The 15,311-nt window shown below is 69.4% G+C and carries 11 protein-coding genes and 1 pseudogene; all 12 read left to right on the forward strand.

What is annotated here, in order from left to right:
* The first annotated feature begins 140 nt into the window (after positions 1–140).
* The 12 genes and pseudogenes from ACWDBE_RS19950 to ACWDBE_RS20005 all read left to right on the forward strand — a co-directional run bounded on the left by ACWDBE_RS19950 (position 141) and on the right by ACWDBE_RS20005 (position 15,169).
* Positions 141–1,505, forward strand: coding sequence for a tetratricopeptide repeat protein (locus tag ACWDBE_RS19950; RefSeq protein WP_449808662.1), 1,365 nt, complete (start codon positions 141–143; stop codon positions 1,503–1,505).
* 211 nt (positions 1,506–1,716) lie between these two features.
* Positions 1,717–3,033: a helix-turn-helix domain-containing protein gene (locus ACWDBE_RS19955; RefSeq protein WP_449808663.1), complete on the forward strand. Its 1,317-nt coding sequence runs from the start codon at positions 1,717–1,719 to the stop codon at positions 3,031–3,033.
* Positions 3,034–3,135: 102 nt separating this feature from the next.
* The gene (locus tag ACWDBE_RS19960; protein ID WP_449808664.1) at positions 3,136–3,339 is read left to right on the forward strand and encodes a hypothetical protein; all 204 of its coding nucleotides are present in this window, start codon (positions 3,136–3,138) and stop codon (positions 3,337–3,339) included.
* A gap of 86 nt (positions 3,340–3,425) precedes the next feature.
* The gene (locus ACWDBE_RS19965) at positions 3,426–4,139 is read left to right on the forward strand and encodes a hypothetical protein (RefSeq protein WP_449808665.1); all 714 of its coding nucleotides are present in this window, start codon (positions 3,426–3,428) and stop codon (positions 4,137–4,139) included.
* 2 nt (positions 4,140–4,141) lie between these two features.
* Complete coding sequence (locus ACWDBE_RS19970; protein ID WP_449808666.1) at positions 4,142–5,452, forward strand: UDP-N-acetylglucosamine 1-carboxyvinyltransferase; 1,311 nt, start codon at positions 4,142–4,144, stop codon at positions 5,450–5,452.
* Complete coding sequence (locus tag ACWDBE_RS19975) at positions 5,449–6,492, forward strand: serine hydrolase domain-containing protein (RefSeq protein ID WP_449808667.1); 1,044 nt, start codon at positions 5,449–5,451, stop codon at positions 6,490–6,492. Before ACWDBE_RS19970 ends, ACWDBE_RS19975 begins: the two co-directional genes overlap by 4 nt.
* Before the next feature lie 11 nt (positions 6,493–6,503).
* Entirely contained in the window at positions 6,504–7,538 is a 1,035-nt protein-coding gene (locus tag ACWDBE_RS19980; protein WP_449808668.1) for a UDP-N-acetylmuramate dehydrogenase, read from the forward strand.
* A 159-nt stretch (positions 7,539–7,697) separates the two neighbouring features.
* The gene (locus tag ACWDBE_RS19985) at positions 7,698–8,261 is read left to right on the forward strand and encodes a peptide deformylase (protein WP_449808669.1); all 564 of its coding nucleotides are present in this window, start codon (positions 7,698–7,700) and stop codon (positions 8,259–8,261) included.
* Positions 8,262–8,608: 347 nt separating this feature from the next.
* Positions 8,609–9,511 (forward strand): phosphotransferase, encoded by a 903-nt coding sequence (locus tag ACWDBE_RS19990; protein ID WP_449808670.1) that lies wholly within the window; start codon positions 8,609–8,611, stop codon positions 9,509–9,511.
* Between the two features lie 39 nt (positions 9,512–9,550).
* Positions 9,551–9,721, forward strand: a pseudogene (locus tag ACWDBE_RS19995) (NUDIX domain-containing protein); the annotation flags it as partial.
* Positions 9,722–9,869: 148 nt separating this feature from the next.
* Positions 9,870–13,514: an AAA domain-containing protein gene (locus ACWDBE_RS20000; RefSeq protein ID WP_449808671.1), complete on the forward strand. Its 3,645-nt coding sequence runs from the start codon at positions 9,870–9,872 to the stop codon at positions 13,512–13,514.
* Positions 13,511–15,169, forward strand: a complete 1,659-nt coding sequence (locus ACWDBE_RS20005) for a hypothetical protein (RefSeq protein WP_449808672.1) — start codon at positions 13,511–13,513, stop codon at positions 15,167–15,169. The genes ACWDBE_RS20000 and ACWDBE_RS20005 overlap by 4 nt, the downstream gene beginning before the upstream one ends.
* The last annotated feature ends 142 nt before the right edge of the window (positions 15,170–15,311 follow it).

The following is a 15,311-nucleotide window of genomic DNA, read 5'->3' on the forward strand; positions in this document are numbered from 1 at the left end:
CAGCGACCGGAATCTGGCTGCCCGGCCAGCAGCACGTCGCACAGCAGGGGTGGCCGTGCCGGTGACCGGGAGGAGGCAGCCCGGGAACTGGGGGGCAGCCGTTGTTGGGGTGGCGGTCGTCGGGAGTAGGGTGCGCGATCATGGACGCCGCTGAATTCGACCTCCGGGCGCGTGGCACGTACACGGACTGGATACCGTCCGAGCTGGTCGGCTGGCTCGTCGAGCACGGCCACCTCGACCAGGTGCAGCGCGAGGCGCGCGCCGGTGACTGGTACTGCACCCGGGCGTGGGTGGAGCAACTGGTAGCTGAGGACCGGCGGGAGGAGGCCTTCGCCGTGCTCGCCCCGCACGTCGAGGCAGGTTCGTGGTCGGCGGCCCACGAGTACGCCGAGTTGCTCGAGCGGTGGGGGCCGGCGGAAGAGGCGATCGCGTTCGTCCGTAGGCAGTCCGAGGCCGGCGTCGGCAAGGGCTCGGCATTCGAGTACCTCACCCGGCTGCTCGCCCGGCACGGACGGGCTGAGGAGGCGTACGAGCTGCTCCGGCCGTACATCAGGGAGTCCCAGTTCGCGGCGGCCCTGGTCGCGGTGACCGAGGGGCTGGGGCGGGACGAGGAGGTCGCCGCCCTGCTGGCGGCCAGGGTTGAGGCGCCTGCCGAGCGCTGGCCGTCCGTGGATCTCGGAACCCCTGAGCCCCACAACGCCGTCGAGTTGCTGGCCGCCGTCCGCGAGCGCCAGGGCCGGGTGGAGGAGGCGATCGCCCTGCTGCGCACTCGGTCGATCACCTCCGTGAATGGACGCGACGAACTTGCCGACCTGCTGGCCCGGCACGACCGCGTCGAGGAACTGCGGGCCTACATGGCGGAGGACCCTCGCGAGGGCGTCGTTCACCGCCTGGCCGAACTGCTGGAGGCGCGTGGGGACGTGGCGGGCGCGGTTGACGCCTACCGGGCCTGTGCCGTGGAGTCACCCCACCATGCGGTGGGGCTCGCGGAACTCCTGGTCCGGCACGGGCGAGGAGCCGAGGCGATCGAGGTGCTGCGCGCCCTGCCGCGGTCGAGTGGCGGCGACGAGGACTGGATCGTGGACACCTTGTGCACGCTGTACATCGACCAGCAGCGTGTCGAGGAGGGGCTGGCATACCTGGACGGTGTCCTCGCCCGGGTCGGCTCCCCGGAGTGGGAGTACTTCCGGCTGCGACCCCGGCTGCTCGCCGCCTGTGGCCGCCGGGACCAGGCGATCGAGGAGGTGCGGGCCCACCCCGATGCCGATTCCCCGTTCGTGGTCAAGGCGTTGGCGGAGATGATCGCCGAGGCGGGGCGACTGGAGGAGGCCGTGGAGCTCCTGGACCCGGCCCGTGCGTGGCACCGCCAGGCCTTGGCGGTGTTGCTCATGAAGCTCGGGCGAATCGATGAAGCGGTGGCAGTGTTCCGGTTGCCGCAGGAGACCGTGGTCATTCCGCGGGTCCTCGGGCTCCCGTGGAGCGCCGACGGGCCTCCACCCTTTTAGTCCGCGTCCTTCAGATCATCGGGTCGTTGGTCTGGTCATGCCGTTGACTGGCCTGCGCACCACCGCCGTCACAGGATGAAGTCAGTTGCCCACGCTGTCCCGGACGGCGCGGTGGACGCCGGGTTCGATCCGAAAGCCTTACACCGTGGCCCCCGATCGTCGGTACGGTAGCGGCCTGTAGCTGATTGGGTACGATCCGCGGGGGTCTGCGGTGGGGGACAACGGCAAGACGTTCGGAGCATTCATCTCGCTCCGGCGGTCGACGCTGGGGTGGACCCAGTTGCGGCTGGCCACCGAGGTCGGCCGCAGTGAGGACTGGATGTCCCTGGTCGAGCGGGACATGCAGCAGGTCAAGGATCTGACGCTCCTCCGGCGCTTTGCCGAGGTGCTGGACGTCGACCTCGCCGCGCTGATCGCCCTGCCGCAACCGGCCGCCGACCGGGCGAGATCACGCCCTCGAAAGCCTGCCTCCGCTACGCTGGCGAGCACTTCCGCTGCCGAGGAGGACGATGTGCGACGCCGCCCGTTCATGGCCCTGGCGGCTGCCGCCCTGTTCACCCCGGCCACTGGTCAACAGACCGCGCACGCTGACTCGACGGCACCGTTAGCTGGCCTGGAAGACCTCCTGCTTTACGGGACGGATCGAATTCCCGCCCCTCGCTGTGAGCCAACCCAGCAGTCCATTGAGACTTCGCTGGTGGCGTCGCGCCTGGAGTTCAAGGCGGCCCGGTACGACGCCCTCGCCGAGGCCCTGCCCGGCCGGATCGCGGCTGCCCAGTTGGTCGGTACGCCCGAGGAGCGCGCCCGCAACGTCGCCCAGCTCTACAACATCGCCGTCCGGTTGTGCATCAAGATCGGCGACAACAACCTGGTGGCCATCACCGCCGACCGCGCGCTGACCGCAGCCCGGGCAGGCGGAGACGTGTTGGTCGTTGCCGAGGCACAGCGCATGGTCTCCAGCGCCTGGCGCCGACAGGGCAGCCTGTCTCGGGCGACCGACATCGTGGTGGTTGCGGCCGAAGGCCTTCTCGCGGACAACTCCGTTCCAGAAGCCGCTCGTTTGGCCGCCCGCGGGGACCTGTACGCCACCGCCGCCTACACCGCCGCGAAGACCGGTGACCGCTCCTACGCCCACGCCCTGATCCGGGAGGCAGCCGACAGCGCCGCCGCTGCTGGCCGGGTTTCCGGCTTGACGGATGGCATCCAGGGCGTCGCCCTGCACGAGTTGTCGGTGCACTATGAGCTCGGCGACGCCGGCCGGGCAATCGAGTTGGCCAGGACCATCGACCCCACCGTGCTGCCGACCGCCGAGCGGCAGGCCCGCTTCTTCACCGACGTGGCACGCGCGTTTGACCAGTGGGGCAAGCCCGAGCAGTGCTTCAAGGCCCTGCTGGCCGCCGAGGAGGCCGCCCCGCAGGAGACCCGCCGAGGCGCCGTCCGCGGCCTCGCCGCCGGCCTGCTGCGGCACGACCGCAAGCTGCCCGGTGTTCGGGACTTCGCCGCCCGAGCGGGCGTGCAGATCGTCTGACCCGTAGCCGGACTACGGCCCGTAGTCCGGCTACGGATCCGGTCTCCGGCCCGGCAGTTCACTGGGGAACGTCCATTCCCCGCCTCTGCTGCCGAAGGCCCCATGCCAACGCACAGCACCTCCCTGCCCTCCGCCGGCCCCCGACACGCCGCTGTACCGGACCGCGACCGGCTCGGCACCTTCCTCGCCGCCTCCTGGGCCGCCCTGCACCTGCCCGCGCTCGCCCTGCTCGGCCTCTCGGTCCACCACCAGGTCGAAGAGCGTCCCCAGGCTGCGGCGACCACGCCGGATCTGCCCATCTCCTAGGTCATGACGACTTCCCACCCCCCTTTCTTCCACTCGCTCGCCCGAGAGGAGAACCAGCCATGCACCGGCTCCCCGAAACTCCCATGATGAGTGCCGAGTTGGCGCGCATCGACTACCGCACCACCCCCGAGTACTACATCGACACTGATCAGGTCACCGACCCCGTGATGCTGCACCTCCTGAGCTGCTGCCCGACGGTGTTCGGCCTCAAGAAGGCCGTCGCGGACCTGCTGGCCGGACACCTGGACATCGCACTGCCCGAGCCCGCCGGGGTCATCGAGCCCGGCGCCACGGTCCGTGGCCAGGTGATCGCGGCGGCCGGAGCCGTCATCGCCGAGGGCGCGTTCGTCACCGGCCCGGTGCTGGTCTGCCCCGGCGCGGTGATCGAGGCCGGCGCCCGGGTCCGCGACAACACGGTCATCGGACCTGGCTGCCGGATCGGCTTCGGCGCCGAGGTCACCCGCTCCCTGCTGACCGGCGGGGTCTTCATGAAGCACACCAGCTTCGTCGGCGACTCCGTGCTCGGCCTCGGCGTCAACATCGGCGCGTTCGTGTCCACCACCGGCCTGCGGGTCACCTCCGGACCGGTCACCGAACCGGCCACCGAAGAGGTCTGCGCGCACCTCGATGGCCACCGCGTCGCCACCGGCCAAACCAAGTTCGGTGCGGTCGTCGGAGACGGTGTGATCGTCCCCGCCGGCACCGTGCTCCAGCCCGCCACCCTCATCGGCGCGCACACCCTGCTCTACCCGAAGACCCAGGTCGGGGGCTTCTTCCCGGCCGGAAGCCAGGGAAGGTGACCATGCCCACCACCGACACCACCCCGACGACCGACGAGCGGGCCGTGCGGATCACCGGAGGCCGCCGCCTGGCCGGCACCGCCACCGTCCAGGGCAGCAAGAACATCGGCCTGCACCTGTACGCCGCCGCGATCCTCGCCGACGACCCGCTCACCCTGGCCGGTGCACCCGAGATCCTGGACACCCTGGTCGTCGCCGATATCCTGCACCGCACCGGCACCCGCGCCACCGTGACCGGCGACGAGTTCGCCACCCGACCGGCCGACTCCTACTTCCCCGTCATCCCCGGCGACCTCGGACGGCGCATCCGCACCACCGCAGTGATGGGCGGCGCCCTGCTGGCCCGCACCGGCAAGGTCACCTTCCCCACCCCTGGCGGGGACGCCTTCTGCGCCCGCTACATCGACCGGCACCTGGCCGCGATGGAAGCCGCCGGGGCCGAGGTCGAGGTGCACCGGGGCCGGGTGCGGGCCCGCTTCACCGGCAAGCGGCTGCCGTTCATCACCGACGCCGAGACCCGCTCGTGGGGACCGAGCCTGGGTGCGACGGTCACCGCGATGCTGCTGGCCGCCCGCACCCCGGGCACCTCCGCGATCCTCAACCCCAGTGTGGAGCCCGAGGTCACCCACACCGCCGCCCTGCTCTCGCAGGCCGGCGTCGGCATCGAGTGGCGCGGCAGGAAGGCCCTGAACGTCACTGGCACCGACCGCATCCGAGGCGGGGTGTTCACCGTGCCGCCGGACCGGCTGGAGGCCGCCACCCTCGCGCTGGCCGCCGCCATCACCGGCGGCACCGTCCACCTGGATGGCTTCCCGCCGGCCGCGTTCCCGGACGGGCTGGTGTCAGTGTTCGCCGACGCCGGAATCCAGCTCGACCCGCTGGACGGCGGAACGGCCGTCAGCACCCCGGCCGGGCCTCGGCCGGTGCAGATGGCCACCGGCCCGCACCCCGGCTTCCCGACCGACGTGCAGCCGCAGCTGACCGCCTTCCTCACCCAGGCCGAGGGCCCCTCCCGCATCGACGAGCGGATCTACACCCAGCGCGACACCCACCTGCCCGCCTTGGCCGCGTTCGGCGCCGCCGTCAACGCGACCGACTCGGTGATCACCGTCCGGGGCCGGTCCGCTCTCACCGGCGCCGACGTGGCCGGGGAGGACATCCGGGCGGTGACCGCTCTCGTGATCGCCGCCCTGGCCGCCGAGGGCACCTCTACGATCCGAGGGATGTATCACCTGCGGCGCGGATACGGCAGCCTGCTGCCGAAGTTGGCCGCGCTAGGTGCCCACCTGACGATCGACCAGGAGCAGCCGTGACCAACACCGTGCCGTGGACCCCGAACGCGCTCGCCGACCTGCGCGAGTGCCTGGACCTGATGACCGTCGACGGCACGGTCCCCGGTGGTGTCATCGCCCACGGCACCTTCGACACCAAGCCCGGCTACCTGGCCTCCGGCGTCGTCGCCCCCGAGTGCGGCGACGCCCGGCCGGGGCCGAACACGGTGTACGACGTGGCCTCGCTGACCAAGGTCCTGGCCACCTGGACGCTGGTCGGCGCTTCCCTCCTGGACGGCTTCACCCTGGACACCCCGATCCGCGACCTGCTGACCGGCATCCCGGCCGAGGCGCCCGCCAGCCGGGTGACGGTTCGCCAGGTCTTGGCCCACACCTCCGGCCTGCGGGCCGACACCCGCCTCGACCAATACCGCAACCGCCCCGAACCGCTGGCCGAACTGATCTGCGGAGAGCCGCTGATCGCCGACCCCGGAGCCAGCCACCGCTACATCAACCGAGGCTTCATCCTCCTCGGCCTGGCCCTGGCCCATTACCGCTGCCGGCGCCTGGACGAGCTGGCGGCTGAGCTCTGGCAGGACCTCGGCATGACCAGCACGACCTACGGACCGGTGCCCCGCTCCGCTCAGGTCGCTCCGACCGAGCAGCGGTTGACCGGCGGGCCCCGGCTGTGGGGGATGCCGCACGACGACAACGCCGCCCTGCTTGGCGGAGTCGCCGGCCACGCCGGGGTGTTCACCACCCCGGCCGACCTCGCCGCCTTCGCCACCCACCTGCTGTCCTCGCACGCCACCGGCGGGCCCCTGGGCCGCTGGCTCGCCTACAGCATGCGGCCGCAGGCCGAGATCGAGCCGGGCCTCGACCGTGGCCTGGCCTGGATCCTCGCTGACGAGGGCAGGGTCGCCTACCACCACGGCTTCACCGGCACGAGCCTCTACCTCGCCCCGGCCACCGGCCGCTACCTGGCCATCTGCACCAACGCCGTCTACCACCACCAGGACAACCGCACCCGCCTCGTCCCGCTGCGGACCCTCGCCCTGAAGGCGATCACCGACGAACCCTAGGAGGGCCACCCGTGCCCAGCACCACGCTCGCGTCCCTCACCACCCTGCGACTCGGTGGCCCGGCCAGCGACGTCCTGCAGGTCGCCGACCCCGACGACTGGTTCGAACTGGTCCGTACGATCGGCGACCGGCAGGAGGACGCGCCCCTCACTCTCGGCCACGGCAGCAATGTCATCGCCTCCGACACCGGCCACGAGGGCACCGTCGCCGTGATGAACACCCGGGGCATCACCGTGAAGCGGGTAGACGACGACACGGTGGCCGCGACCGTCCAGGCCGGCCACCCGCTCGCCGACCTCGTCCAGTGGGCCGCAGCCGAACACCTCGCCGGGATCGAGTGCCTGGCTGGCATACCCGGCACTGTCGGCGCCGCCCCCATCCAGAACGCCGGAGCCTACGGCCAGCAGGTCTCCGACGCCCTCGACCGCATCACCGCCTGGGACTGGGACATGGGCCGACTGCGGACCCTGCCCGCCCAGGCATGCCGCCTCCGCCACCGCGACAGCCGCTTCAAGAACGACCCCGGCCGCTGGACCATCCTGACCGCGACGTTCCACCTCACCCGCTCACCGGCCGCGCCGATCACGTACCAGCCGCTCGCCGACGAACTCGGCGCCCACGTCGGCGCCCAACCGCCCGTGGCCGAGGTGACCGCCGCCGTCCTCGCCAACCGCCACCGCCGTGGACTCCTCCTCGACCCCCACGGGCCGGATGCCCGCCAGGCCGGATCGGTCTTCCTCAATCCGCCCGTCACCGCCGCCCAGGCCGCCCGCTGGTCGGCTGCCGGCTGTCCGGTCCACACCGACAGCGACGGGCAGCTTCGGGCCAGCGCCGGCTGGCTGCTGGAACACATCGGCTACCGCCCCGCCTACAAGATCGCGGACGGCATTCGCTGCTCGGAACGCCGGACCCTCACGCTCACCGCCCATGACGGGGCGACCGCGACGGGCTTCGCCCAAGCCCTTACCGAACTCTCGGCGCAGGTCGAGATCGCAACCGGGATCTCGCTCCGCCCCGAGCCGATGCTGGTCGGTGCCTGGGCATAAGGAGCCTTGTGGGAACCAAGACCTCCATGACCGTCGAGACCGTACCCCTCCGCACCGCCATCAGCAGCTACGACGACGGCGGGCGCCGGCACTTCGCCTGGGGCACCGACGAATGGCGCTTCCGCGCGCCAACAACCCGCAGCAGACCAAGGAGATCAGGTGATCGAGGTGCGGCCCAGCCAGCAGATGCAGTCCCTCGGCGTCGTCCAACAGGGCACCCCCATCCTCAACCGCCCCGCTGAGCCCTTCGACCTTCCGGCCGAACGTGCCGGCGCCCAGGCCGTGATCGACGAGCTGTTCGCCGCCGTTGAGCGGATCGGCCAGGTCCACTCCTTCGCCAAGGGCATGGGCCTCGCCGCTCCGCAGGTTGGTATTTCCCGCGCCGCCGCCCTCGTCCTTCCCCCGGCTGCCGGCGCAGACCCGATCATCCTGCTCAACCCGAAGATCACCGCCGTCTCCGACGAGACCGACGAACAGTACGAGGGCTGCCTCAGCTTCTTCGACGTCCGAGGCATGGTCCCCCGCCCACTCCACATGGACGTCACGGCCACCACTTTCGATGGCACCATCACCACCGTCACCTACGAGTTCGGCCTCGCCCGTCTCATCGCCCACGAGATCGACCACCTCGACGGCCTCCTCTACACCGACCGCATGCGCACCGACGTTCACCCGATCCCGGTCGAGGAGTACCGGGGGACGGGCTCGACCTGGTCCTACTGATCACTGCACCTGGCCGCCGGAGCGTGTCGATCGGCGTCCGGCCAAGCCCAGCAATTGCCCACCGGTTTGCTTCAGCCCGGGCCAAATTGGGCTTGAACCTCAGCGGCGTTCAGGAGAGTTCGAAGCCCGGCGGGTTCGCGTAGCCGTCGCCCGGTCAGGGCCGTGGCGTCGCCCGCCGACGGCACTGAAGCATCGGGATATCGGTCGTCGCGCCGGCGGCGAGCCCATGATCAACGACGCGCTGACGGCGTCCGCTTCGTCCAGCCCGCTGACCCCAGCCACACGCGACCTGCCCGACACGGTCATACCTGCCCCACGCCAACTCGGCGCTACGGAAGGATGGATGGATGAGCGACTGGGAGTTCGTGAAGGAGAGAACCGCCACTGAAGGCGCGGTTTTGAGGTCAGCCGACGGCCTGCTCTACAAGCGAATCGGCGGCGAGGACCTGCGGGCGGAGTGCGAGTTCCAGCAGGTGGCCGCCAGCCTGGGCTACCCCGTCCCGGAGATCGTCGACAGCGGGTCCGAAGATGGAAGCTACTTCGTCGTCGAGCGAGCCGTCGGTGATACCTCGCTGCACGAGGAGGCTTTGGCCGATGCCAGGCGGGACGGGCAGGTCAGCTACCAGGTGATCAGCACGGCTGCTGCTGTCGCGTCGTGTCTCTTGCAGGCCCAGGCGAGACACCCCTTGCCCTCGACACCATGGTTCGAGAAGGCGGCCTTCGCACCTGAGGTCTTTGAGGAGAACCCGGACTTCGACATCCCGCGGGTTCACGAGGCGGTCAAGCACGCCCTCGACCGGCTGGCTCAACTTCCGATGGTGCACGGACACCTGGACTATGGCCTGCCCAACGCCCTCCGGGCCGGGGTCATCGACTGGCAGCATCACGGACCGGTCCCGCTCGGCTATGACGTCTACCCCGCGCTCGACATCGTGGCCTTCAAGGGCGGATGCAAGGGCTACACGATCACCCCGGAGCAGCGCGCCGCCTACACCGCCGCACTCGACGAGACCACCGCATCTCTGATCGGGCGGCGCGTGAGCGAGCACCTGGGCGACTTTCTGCTCGTCAAGTGCTTCTTCTTCCTCGCCCTCATGCGGCCCACGGACCCCGCACGGCACGACAAGCACATCAAGTGGCAGTATCGCCGCGCTCTGTTCACGATGGGACTTGATCAGTATGAGTCGTCCAACACGATCGACACCGGCGTCTTCCCTACTCTGGAACGGTTCGCCGCTGAACACCGGTAGGCCGGTGCCCACCACCTGACCAGGAGGGGTCCACCGCACATGGGCAGGACTGAGTACTACAACGACCCGAACGCCCCCAAGGCCAACACCCTCATTCCCGCCAGCAATCTGCTCGTCGTCGACGACAGCGGCGCGATCCTGCTCCAGCGCCGCCGAGACACCGGCCAGTGGGCCCTGCCTGGCGGCGCCCAGGACATCGGCGAGACCGCCGTCGGCAATGGCCGGGTTGCACGAGCGCATGTCCGGAACCGGCCGCAGCGGTTTAGTGAACGTGAGTAGGATCACGTTTCATCCGTGCGGCCGGGTCGGGCCGCCGCGGTGTCTACTCACCCGCTCTCCAACTCGTGAAGGTGGATGGATGACGACTCCCTCCGTCGGGACGTTACTTCTGCGGAACAGGTACGAAATCACTGGGGGTCCACACGCAGGTGATGGCGAATCCCAGGTCTGGGAGGCGTTCAGCGACGGCTACACGTACCTGCTCAAGACGTGGACGTACGAGGGCGAGCAGCCGGACCGGGTGCAGCGTGCCCTGTGGGACCAGGAACTGCGTACCCTGTACAAGGTCGCGAGCAGCCCGAGGTCTGACGATGCGCTGGTCGTACTCAAGGATGCAGGCCTCGACCGGGAACACAACTGCTTTGTCATGGTCCTGGAGGCGCCGGGCTACGAGCGCGTCGCGGACGCGCTGCAGCGCCGGGCCCGCTACCCGTGGCTCTCGAACCGGGGAACGGTCGCACGCGAACAGCTGTGGAGCGGCTTACGGCGCGTCGCCACAGGACTGAACCTGCTGCATGAGCGGCAGGTCCTGCATCGTGGCGTGGACATCGACTCCCTATTCTTCGACGAGGACCTCGGCGCCGAATCCCTTAGGCTCGGCGGCTTCGAATGGTCCGTCAAACTTGGTCGTCCAGTTGGGTCTCAGCCTCCCGTCGGCTGGCCAGTCCCGCCGGAGCGCGCCATGGGAGGCGTGACCGCCTGGCGTCAGGACGACGACTGGTTCGCCTTCGGCATCCTCTGCGCGCGGCTGTTCCTCGACCTTGAGCGCTTCACCACCAATCCCCCGCCCGAACGTCACGTGCGAGTGCTCAAGGCCATCAGCACCGCCGTGCACGACCTGACCGAGGCCGAGCGCAAGCTGCTGCTGGACCTCGTCGCCGCAGACCCGTTGGAGCGCCTGACTGCGCCGTACGACATCATCAGTCGGATCCAGGACATCACGCGGGCCCTGGCGAGCCCCCTGCGCACCCAGCAGGAGGACGTGCAATACGTCCTGGCCCTCGATCTGCGGCGGCCGGAGTTCATCGATCACCTGATGGACAGCGGGCTGCGTGACCACTTGCGGCTCGACCCCATGGGGACCTTTATCCCCGGGGACCCGGTCCACCGGAAGGAGGCATGCGAGTTTGTCCGCCAGGACCTGCAGAAGCCCCTCCTGTACGCCGTCCCGGGCAGGCCATACTTCATCCTCATCGGCGGCAGGCTCAGCCTGAAGATCACGGCGTATCGAGGGAAGGACGGCGCGTCCAGCTGGCAGGTCGCGGACTGCCGGTCCGCCCAGCCGCTGCTCTTCAGCGAGGGCGACGACAGCTTCCGCGAACTCCCGCCGGGCCGTGTGTTCGCCTATGCCAGGGACGAGGTGGCCCGTGACCGTACGATCACGCAGAACGCCACGTCGTGGGAGCCCGTGCTGCCGAAGATCGACCGCAGTGCGCAGGTCTCACGCGAGCTCAGCCGCTTCCACGAGTTCGTTCGCGTGAGCAACCAGATCGAGCTGCTCCTCCTCGACTCACAGATCTTTCCGTACGAGGTCGTCCGTGGGCCGTGGCTGGAAGACGGCGTGGAGCGGACTGTGGTCAAGGAGCGCGCGCGCCCCGAAGGACACGAAGTCTTCGAAGCGTTCCGCGTGGACTTGATCGACTTCCTGCAGAAGGAAGTACGGGGCAGCGACCGGTCCAGGGTCATTCTGTCGGGAGCCCACGACGGCGCCCGCCTGAAACTCCCGCCCCGAGACCCCCAGTCCGACGACGACGGCAACGTGTGGCAGGTCGACGCCATGGATCAGGCGACCGAGTTCGTCACACTGAGCCGTCCCGGTCTGAGCAAGGGCCGCGTAAAGGTGGAGAAGGAGGGGTTCCTCCGCAGCGCTGGCATGCCCGGGCAGATAAGCCTGTTCCGGCGTCGCAAGAAGGCGATCGACTCCCTCGACCAGCACGGATACCTCCTGCGGTCGTTGGCCACCCCGAGTCATGTCCGCATGGACACGGGCGCTTCCGAGCTCCCCGTCGAACTCGACCGCGAACGGGTGGACGAGCCAAAACGGGCCAGCATCGAGGACATCCTCCGGGTGCGGCCCATCTACACGCTGCAAGGGCCGCCCGGCACGGGCAAGACCACCCTCGTCGCCTGGCTGCTGCGCGAGATCATCACGGAGGATCCCGTCGTCCAGGTACTGGTCACGGCCCAGGCCCACGGAGCCGTCGACGTGCTCAGGTCGAAGGTGGGTGAGGCGTTCCAGGACGTACCGGAGGCTGACAGGCCGCTGCAGATCCGGCTGCGGGGTCCCCACAAGGCCGGAACCGCACTGCCCGCGGACGGCGTCGAGGGCGTGGCCAGGCAGGTGCTCCAACGCAGCATCTCCCAGCTCAGTGCCATGAGTTCCCTCAGCGAGGTGCAGCTCGCCTGGCTGGAGGACGCGAAGGCCATGGTGAGTGAGATCAACATGATGCAGGAGCAGGGGGATCTCGGCCGCCGCTCGTCGGATTTCGTCGAGCTGGTCAAACGCGGAGCGAACCTCACCTACTGCACCACCAGCGCTGGCGACCTGGTCGCCCTCGCCGCAGGCCAGGCGTTCGACTGGTCGATCGTCGAGGAGGCGGGCAAGGCGCACGCGTTCGACCTTGCGCTACCGCTGCAGGCAGGTCACCGCTGGTTGCTGATCGGCGACCACAAGCAGCTGGATCCCTACCGGTACGTGGACTACCGGCAGGGGATAGAGAAGCTGGATCCGGTGGCGCAGACCCTCAGCCGTCTCAAGGCGAGGGCGTCCGGTCTGCTCGACCAGGAATGGCTCGACTCGTGGGAGCGGCGTAGCCAGACGGACCGGGATGAGTTCCGCGAGTACGCCAAGGAATGGCTGAAGACCTTCCACCGCCTGTACGAGTACTGCGCTGTGGCCGCAGGTGCCGACCGTCTCGTCACAGACACCGAAGCGAAGGGAGCGTCCGCGGGACAGTTGATCGGCCAGCACCGCATGCACCCGGACATCGGCCGGCTCATCTCCGAGGCGTACTACCAGGGGCGACTGGTGAACCGCACCCTGGACAAGAAGGGCGAACCGGTGGAGCGCGTGCGTCACGGCTTCCACACCCCGCACGGCATCCGTGACCGGGCCGTGGTCTGGCTTGACGTGCCGTGGTGCCGCAACGACGCCTCCACCCGTGAGGTCGGCCCGAACAGCGGCCAGTCGCCGTACACCAATCCGGCGGAGGCGCGCGCCCTCGCCAACTTCCTCCGGGCCCTGGGGCCGGATGGCGGGTGTCAGGGCAAGCTTGCGGTGCTGGCCCCGTACTCCCGGCAGGTGAGCCTGCTCAGCCAGCAGTTGCGGGGCACGCCCCTGCCTGCCGGACTGCAGGTCCAGCTCGGTCTCAAAGCCGAAGCGATCGACGGCAACCGGTTCCCCACCCACACCGTCGACTCCTTCCAGGGCAACCAGGCGGACGTCGTCGCCATTAGCCTGGTTCGCAACAACGAGGAGGAGATCGGCCGAGGTCTGGGGTTCCTCGACGACCCAGGCCGGATGAACGTGCTCCTCTCGCGGGCGGAGCGTCTGCTGATCCTCGTCGGTTCCTGGGACTTCTTCCTCCATCAGGTGCAAGCAGTACCTCTCGCAGACGAGTCCCAGCCCCTGTGGTCCTTCAAGAAGATCGTCACCCTGCTCGACGAATGGTTCCTGGACGGCAGGGCCGTGCGTGTCCCGGCTGACCTCAGGGAGACCCTGTGATCGTCCTCGTGCCTGTGAGCATGTTCAGCGTCAACTTCAACGTGGCCCGGGGCCGTCCGTACAGCCGTCTGGAGCGGCGGGTCCTGGAGGAGATCGCCGTGCGAGCCGGTGTCGCCCCCCACCAGGGCGCGACCCTGACCTCGCTGTGCGACACCTTCCGGGTTCACGAACGACTGATGGTCGAAGCCGTGGTGACCCTGGTCGGTGCCGGCTGGGTTGCCGTCACCAGCGGGCGGGAGGCCACTTTCGTCCTCACCGACGAAGGCCAGCAGGCATGCTCGTCCGGAAAGGACCCGGCATCGGTCGTCGTGGTTCCGGCCCCGCCCTGCACGGTAGTCTTCGATCGCACGGCAGGACAGCTGGCCAGGCGTGGTGAAGTGCTGACCGTCTCGAAGCAGGAGGCGCGGCCGGACCTCAACCCGTCCACTCCTTTGCGCATCGTACGCAACGCGCTGGATGAGTCCCAGATCCAGAAGCTGCTGCCGCGCGCCAGCGGTGAGTGGGTGCGCAGCATTGGCCGGCCCAGGCTCGTGACATTCAGCCGCTACCTCCCTGTGCGCGTCGACCTCGCCGATCGCGCCATCACGGGGCTTCCCCGGGGCTGGCACCAGGCGTTGTCGGCCGAGATCCTGGCCGTGGCACTGACCAGGCAGGAGGAGCTGGAGGCCGCATCGGACCTCCGGCCGGCGCCGCAGACGACCGCCAGGAAGGAATCACCCCCGGTACCGGCTCCTGCGCCCGCCACCGGCCAGGCATACCGACCGACACCGCTGAGCATCGCGGGGCGGAAGTCCCCGGCCGCCGCGGTCGGGGCCCCAGCGCTCCCCCAGACAGGCGACCTTTTCCCCTGGCTGGATGAAGCCGACCCCCTCGGGAACGGCGGTGACGGTTTCACGGCCCAATCGATCAAGGCCGCCTTGTTCTCGGAGGTGTCCGGCGAGGAGTCCCACCAACTTCTGATCACCGAGGCACTGGCCACGGCGGCGAACCACGTCCTAATCGCCTCGCCCACGGTGAATGTGGAGAGTCTGTCGAAGCTCGGCGGCGCCATCCAGGCCGCGGTGACGCGCGGGGTGCGCGTGGACGTCCTCTACGGTGACACGGACGAGGGAACCACCCCGCAGGACGTCGTCGACCTACTGCACCGGATCGGCTACCACGCTGCGCAACGTTTGGGCCGGGATCTCCTGAAGTCGGCCAAGGAGCCGACGCGCAGCGGTGCCGGCCTTCTGATCTTCGATGGGAGGGACGGAGCCCTCGAAGCGATTATCGGCGACTACGCGTGGGCCGGGTCGCCGGGCTCAAAGCAGGCACGCTCGGTCCACGTGGGCGGAACCGAGTTCATGGCCCAAGTGGCACGCGCAGCCGCAGGTCTGTGGATGTGGAGCGGTGATCCGGATTCCGCCGACCGCTGGCGGCGCGTGGCGGACCGCTGCCAGGACGACACCGCCGTCTCTGCGGCTAGGGGAGACCGTTTGAAGGATCAGGTCCTCGCTGAGCTGATCGTGGACGACGAGCACGCTCAGGTCTCGCAGGACCCCGAAGGCAGCGCCCTGAGGATTGGTGGCGCATGTCGGCACGAGAACGGGTCTGCAATGGGCATCCGCGGCATCTCGGCGGTGATCCGCCGCCCGGAGACCTTGGCCACGCCGTGAGAGTGGTCTCCCCCGCCGCCATCACGGCGGGGGAGGCTCCTCGCACGGGTGCCTCAAGGGTCCACGGAGCCACGTGGTGCACTGGGAGCCTGATGAAGATCTTGAAAACGCCCTCGGCCTATGACAGCTCCCCAGACTGGCA

This window comes from Kitasatospora sp. NPDC001132 (assembly GCF_053598415.1).

Bases quoted from the DNA above. Each gene is read 5' to 3' on its own strand.
- ACWDBE_RS19950 (WP_449808662.1), top strand. From the start codon at position 141: ATGGACGCCGCTGAATTCGACCTCCGGGCGCGTGGCACGTACACGGAC.
- ACWDBE_RS19960 (WP_449808664.1), top strand. From the start codon at position 3,136: ATGCCAACGCACAGCACCTCCCTGCCCTCCGCCGGCCCCCGACACGCC.
- ACWDBE_RS19965 (WP_449808665.1), top strand. From the start codon at position 3,426: ATGAGTGCCGAGTTGGCGCGCATCGACTACCGCACCACCCCCGAGTAC.
- ACWDBE_RS19970 (WP_449808666.1), top strand. From the start codon at position 4,142: ATGCCCACCACCGACACCACCCCGACGACCGACGAGCGGGCCGTGCGG.
- ACWDBE_RS19990 (WP_449808670.1), top strand. From the start codon at position 8,609: ATGAGCGACTGGGAGTTCGTGAAGGAGAGAACCGCCACTGAAGGCGCG.
- ACWDBE_RS20000 (WP_449808671.1), top strand. From the start codon at position 9,870: ATGACGACTCCCTCCGTCGGGACGTTACTTCTGCGGAACAGGTACGAA.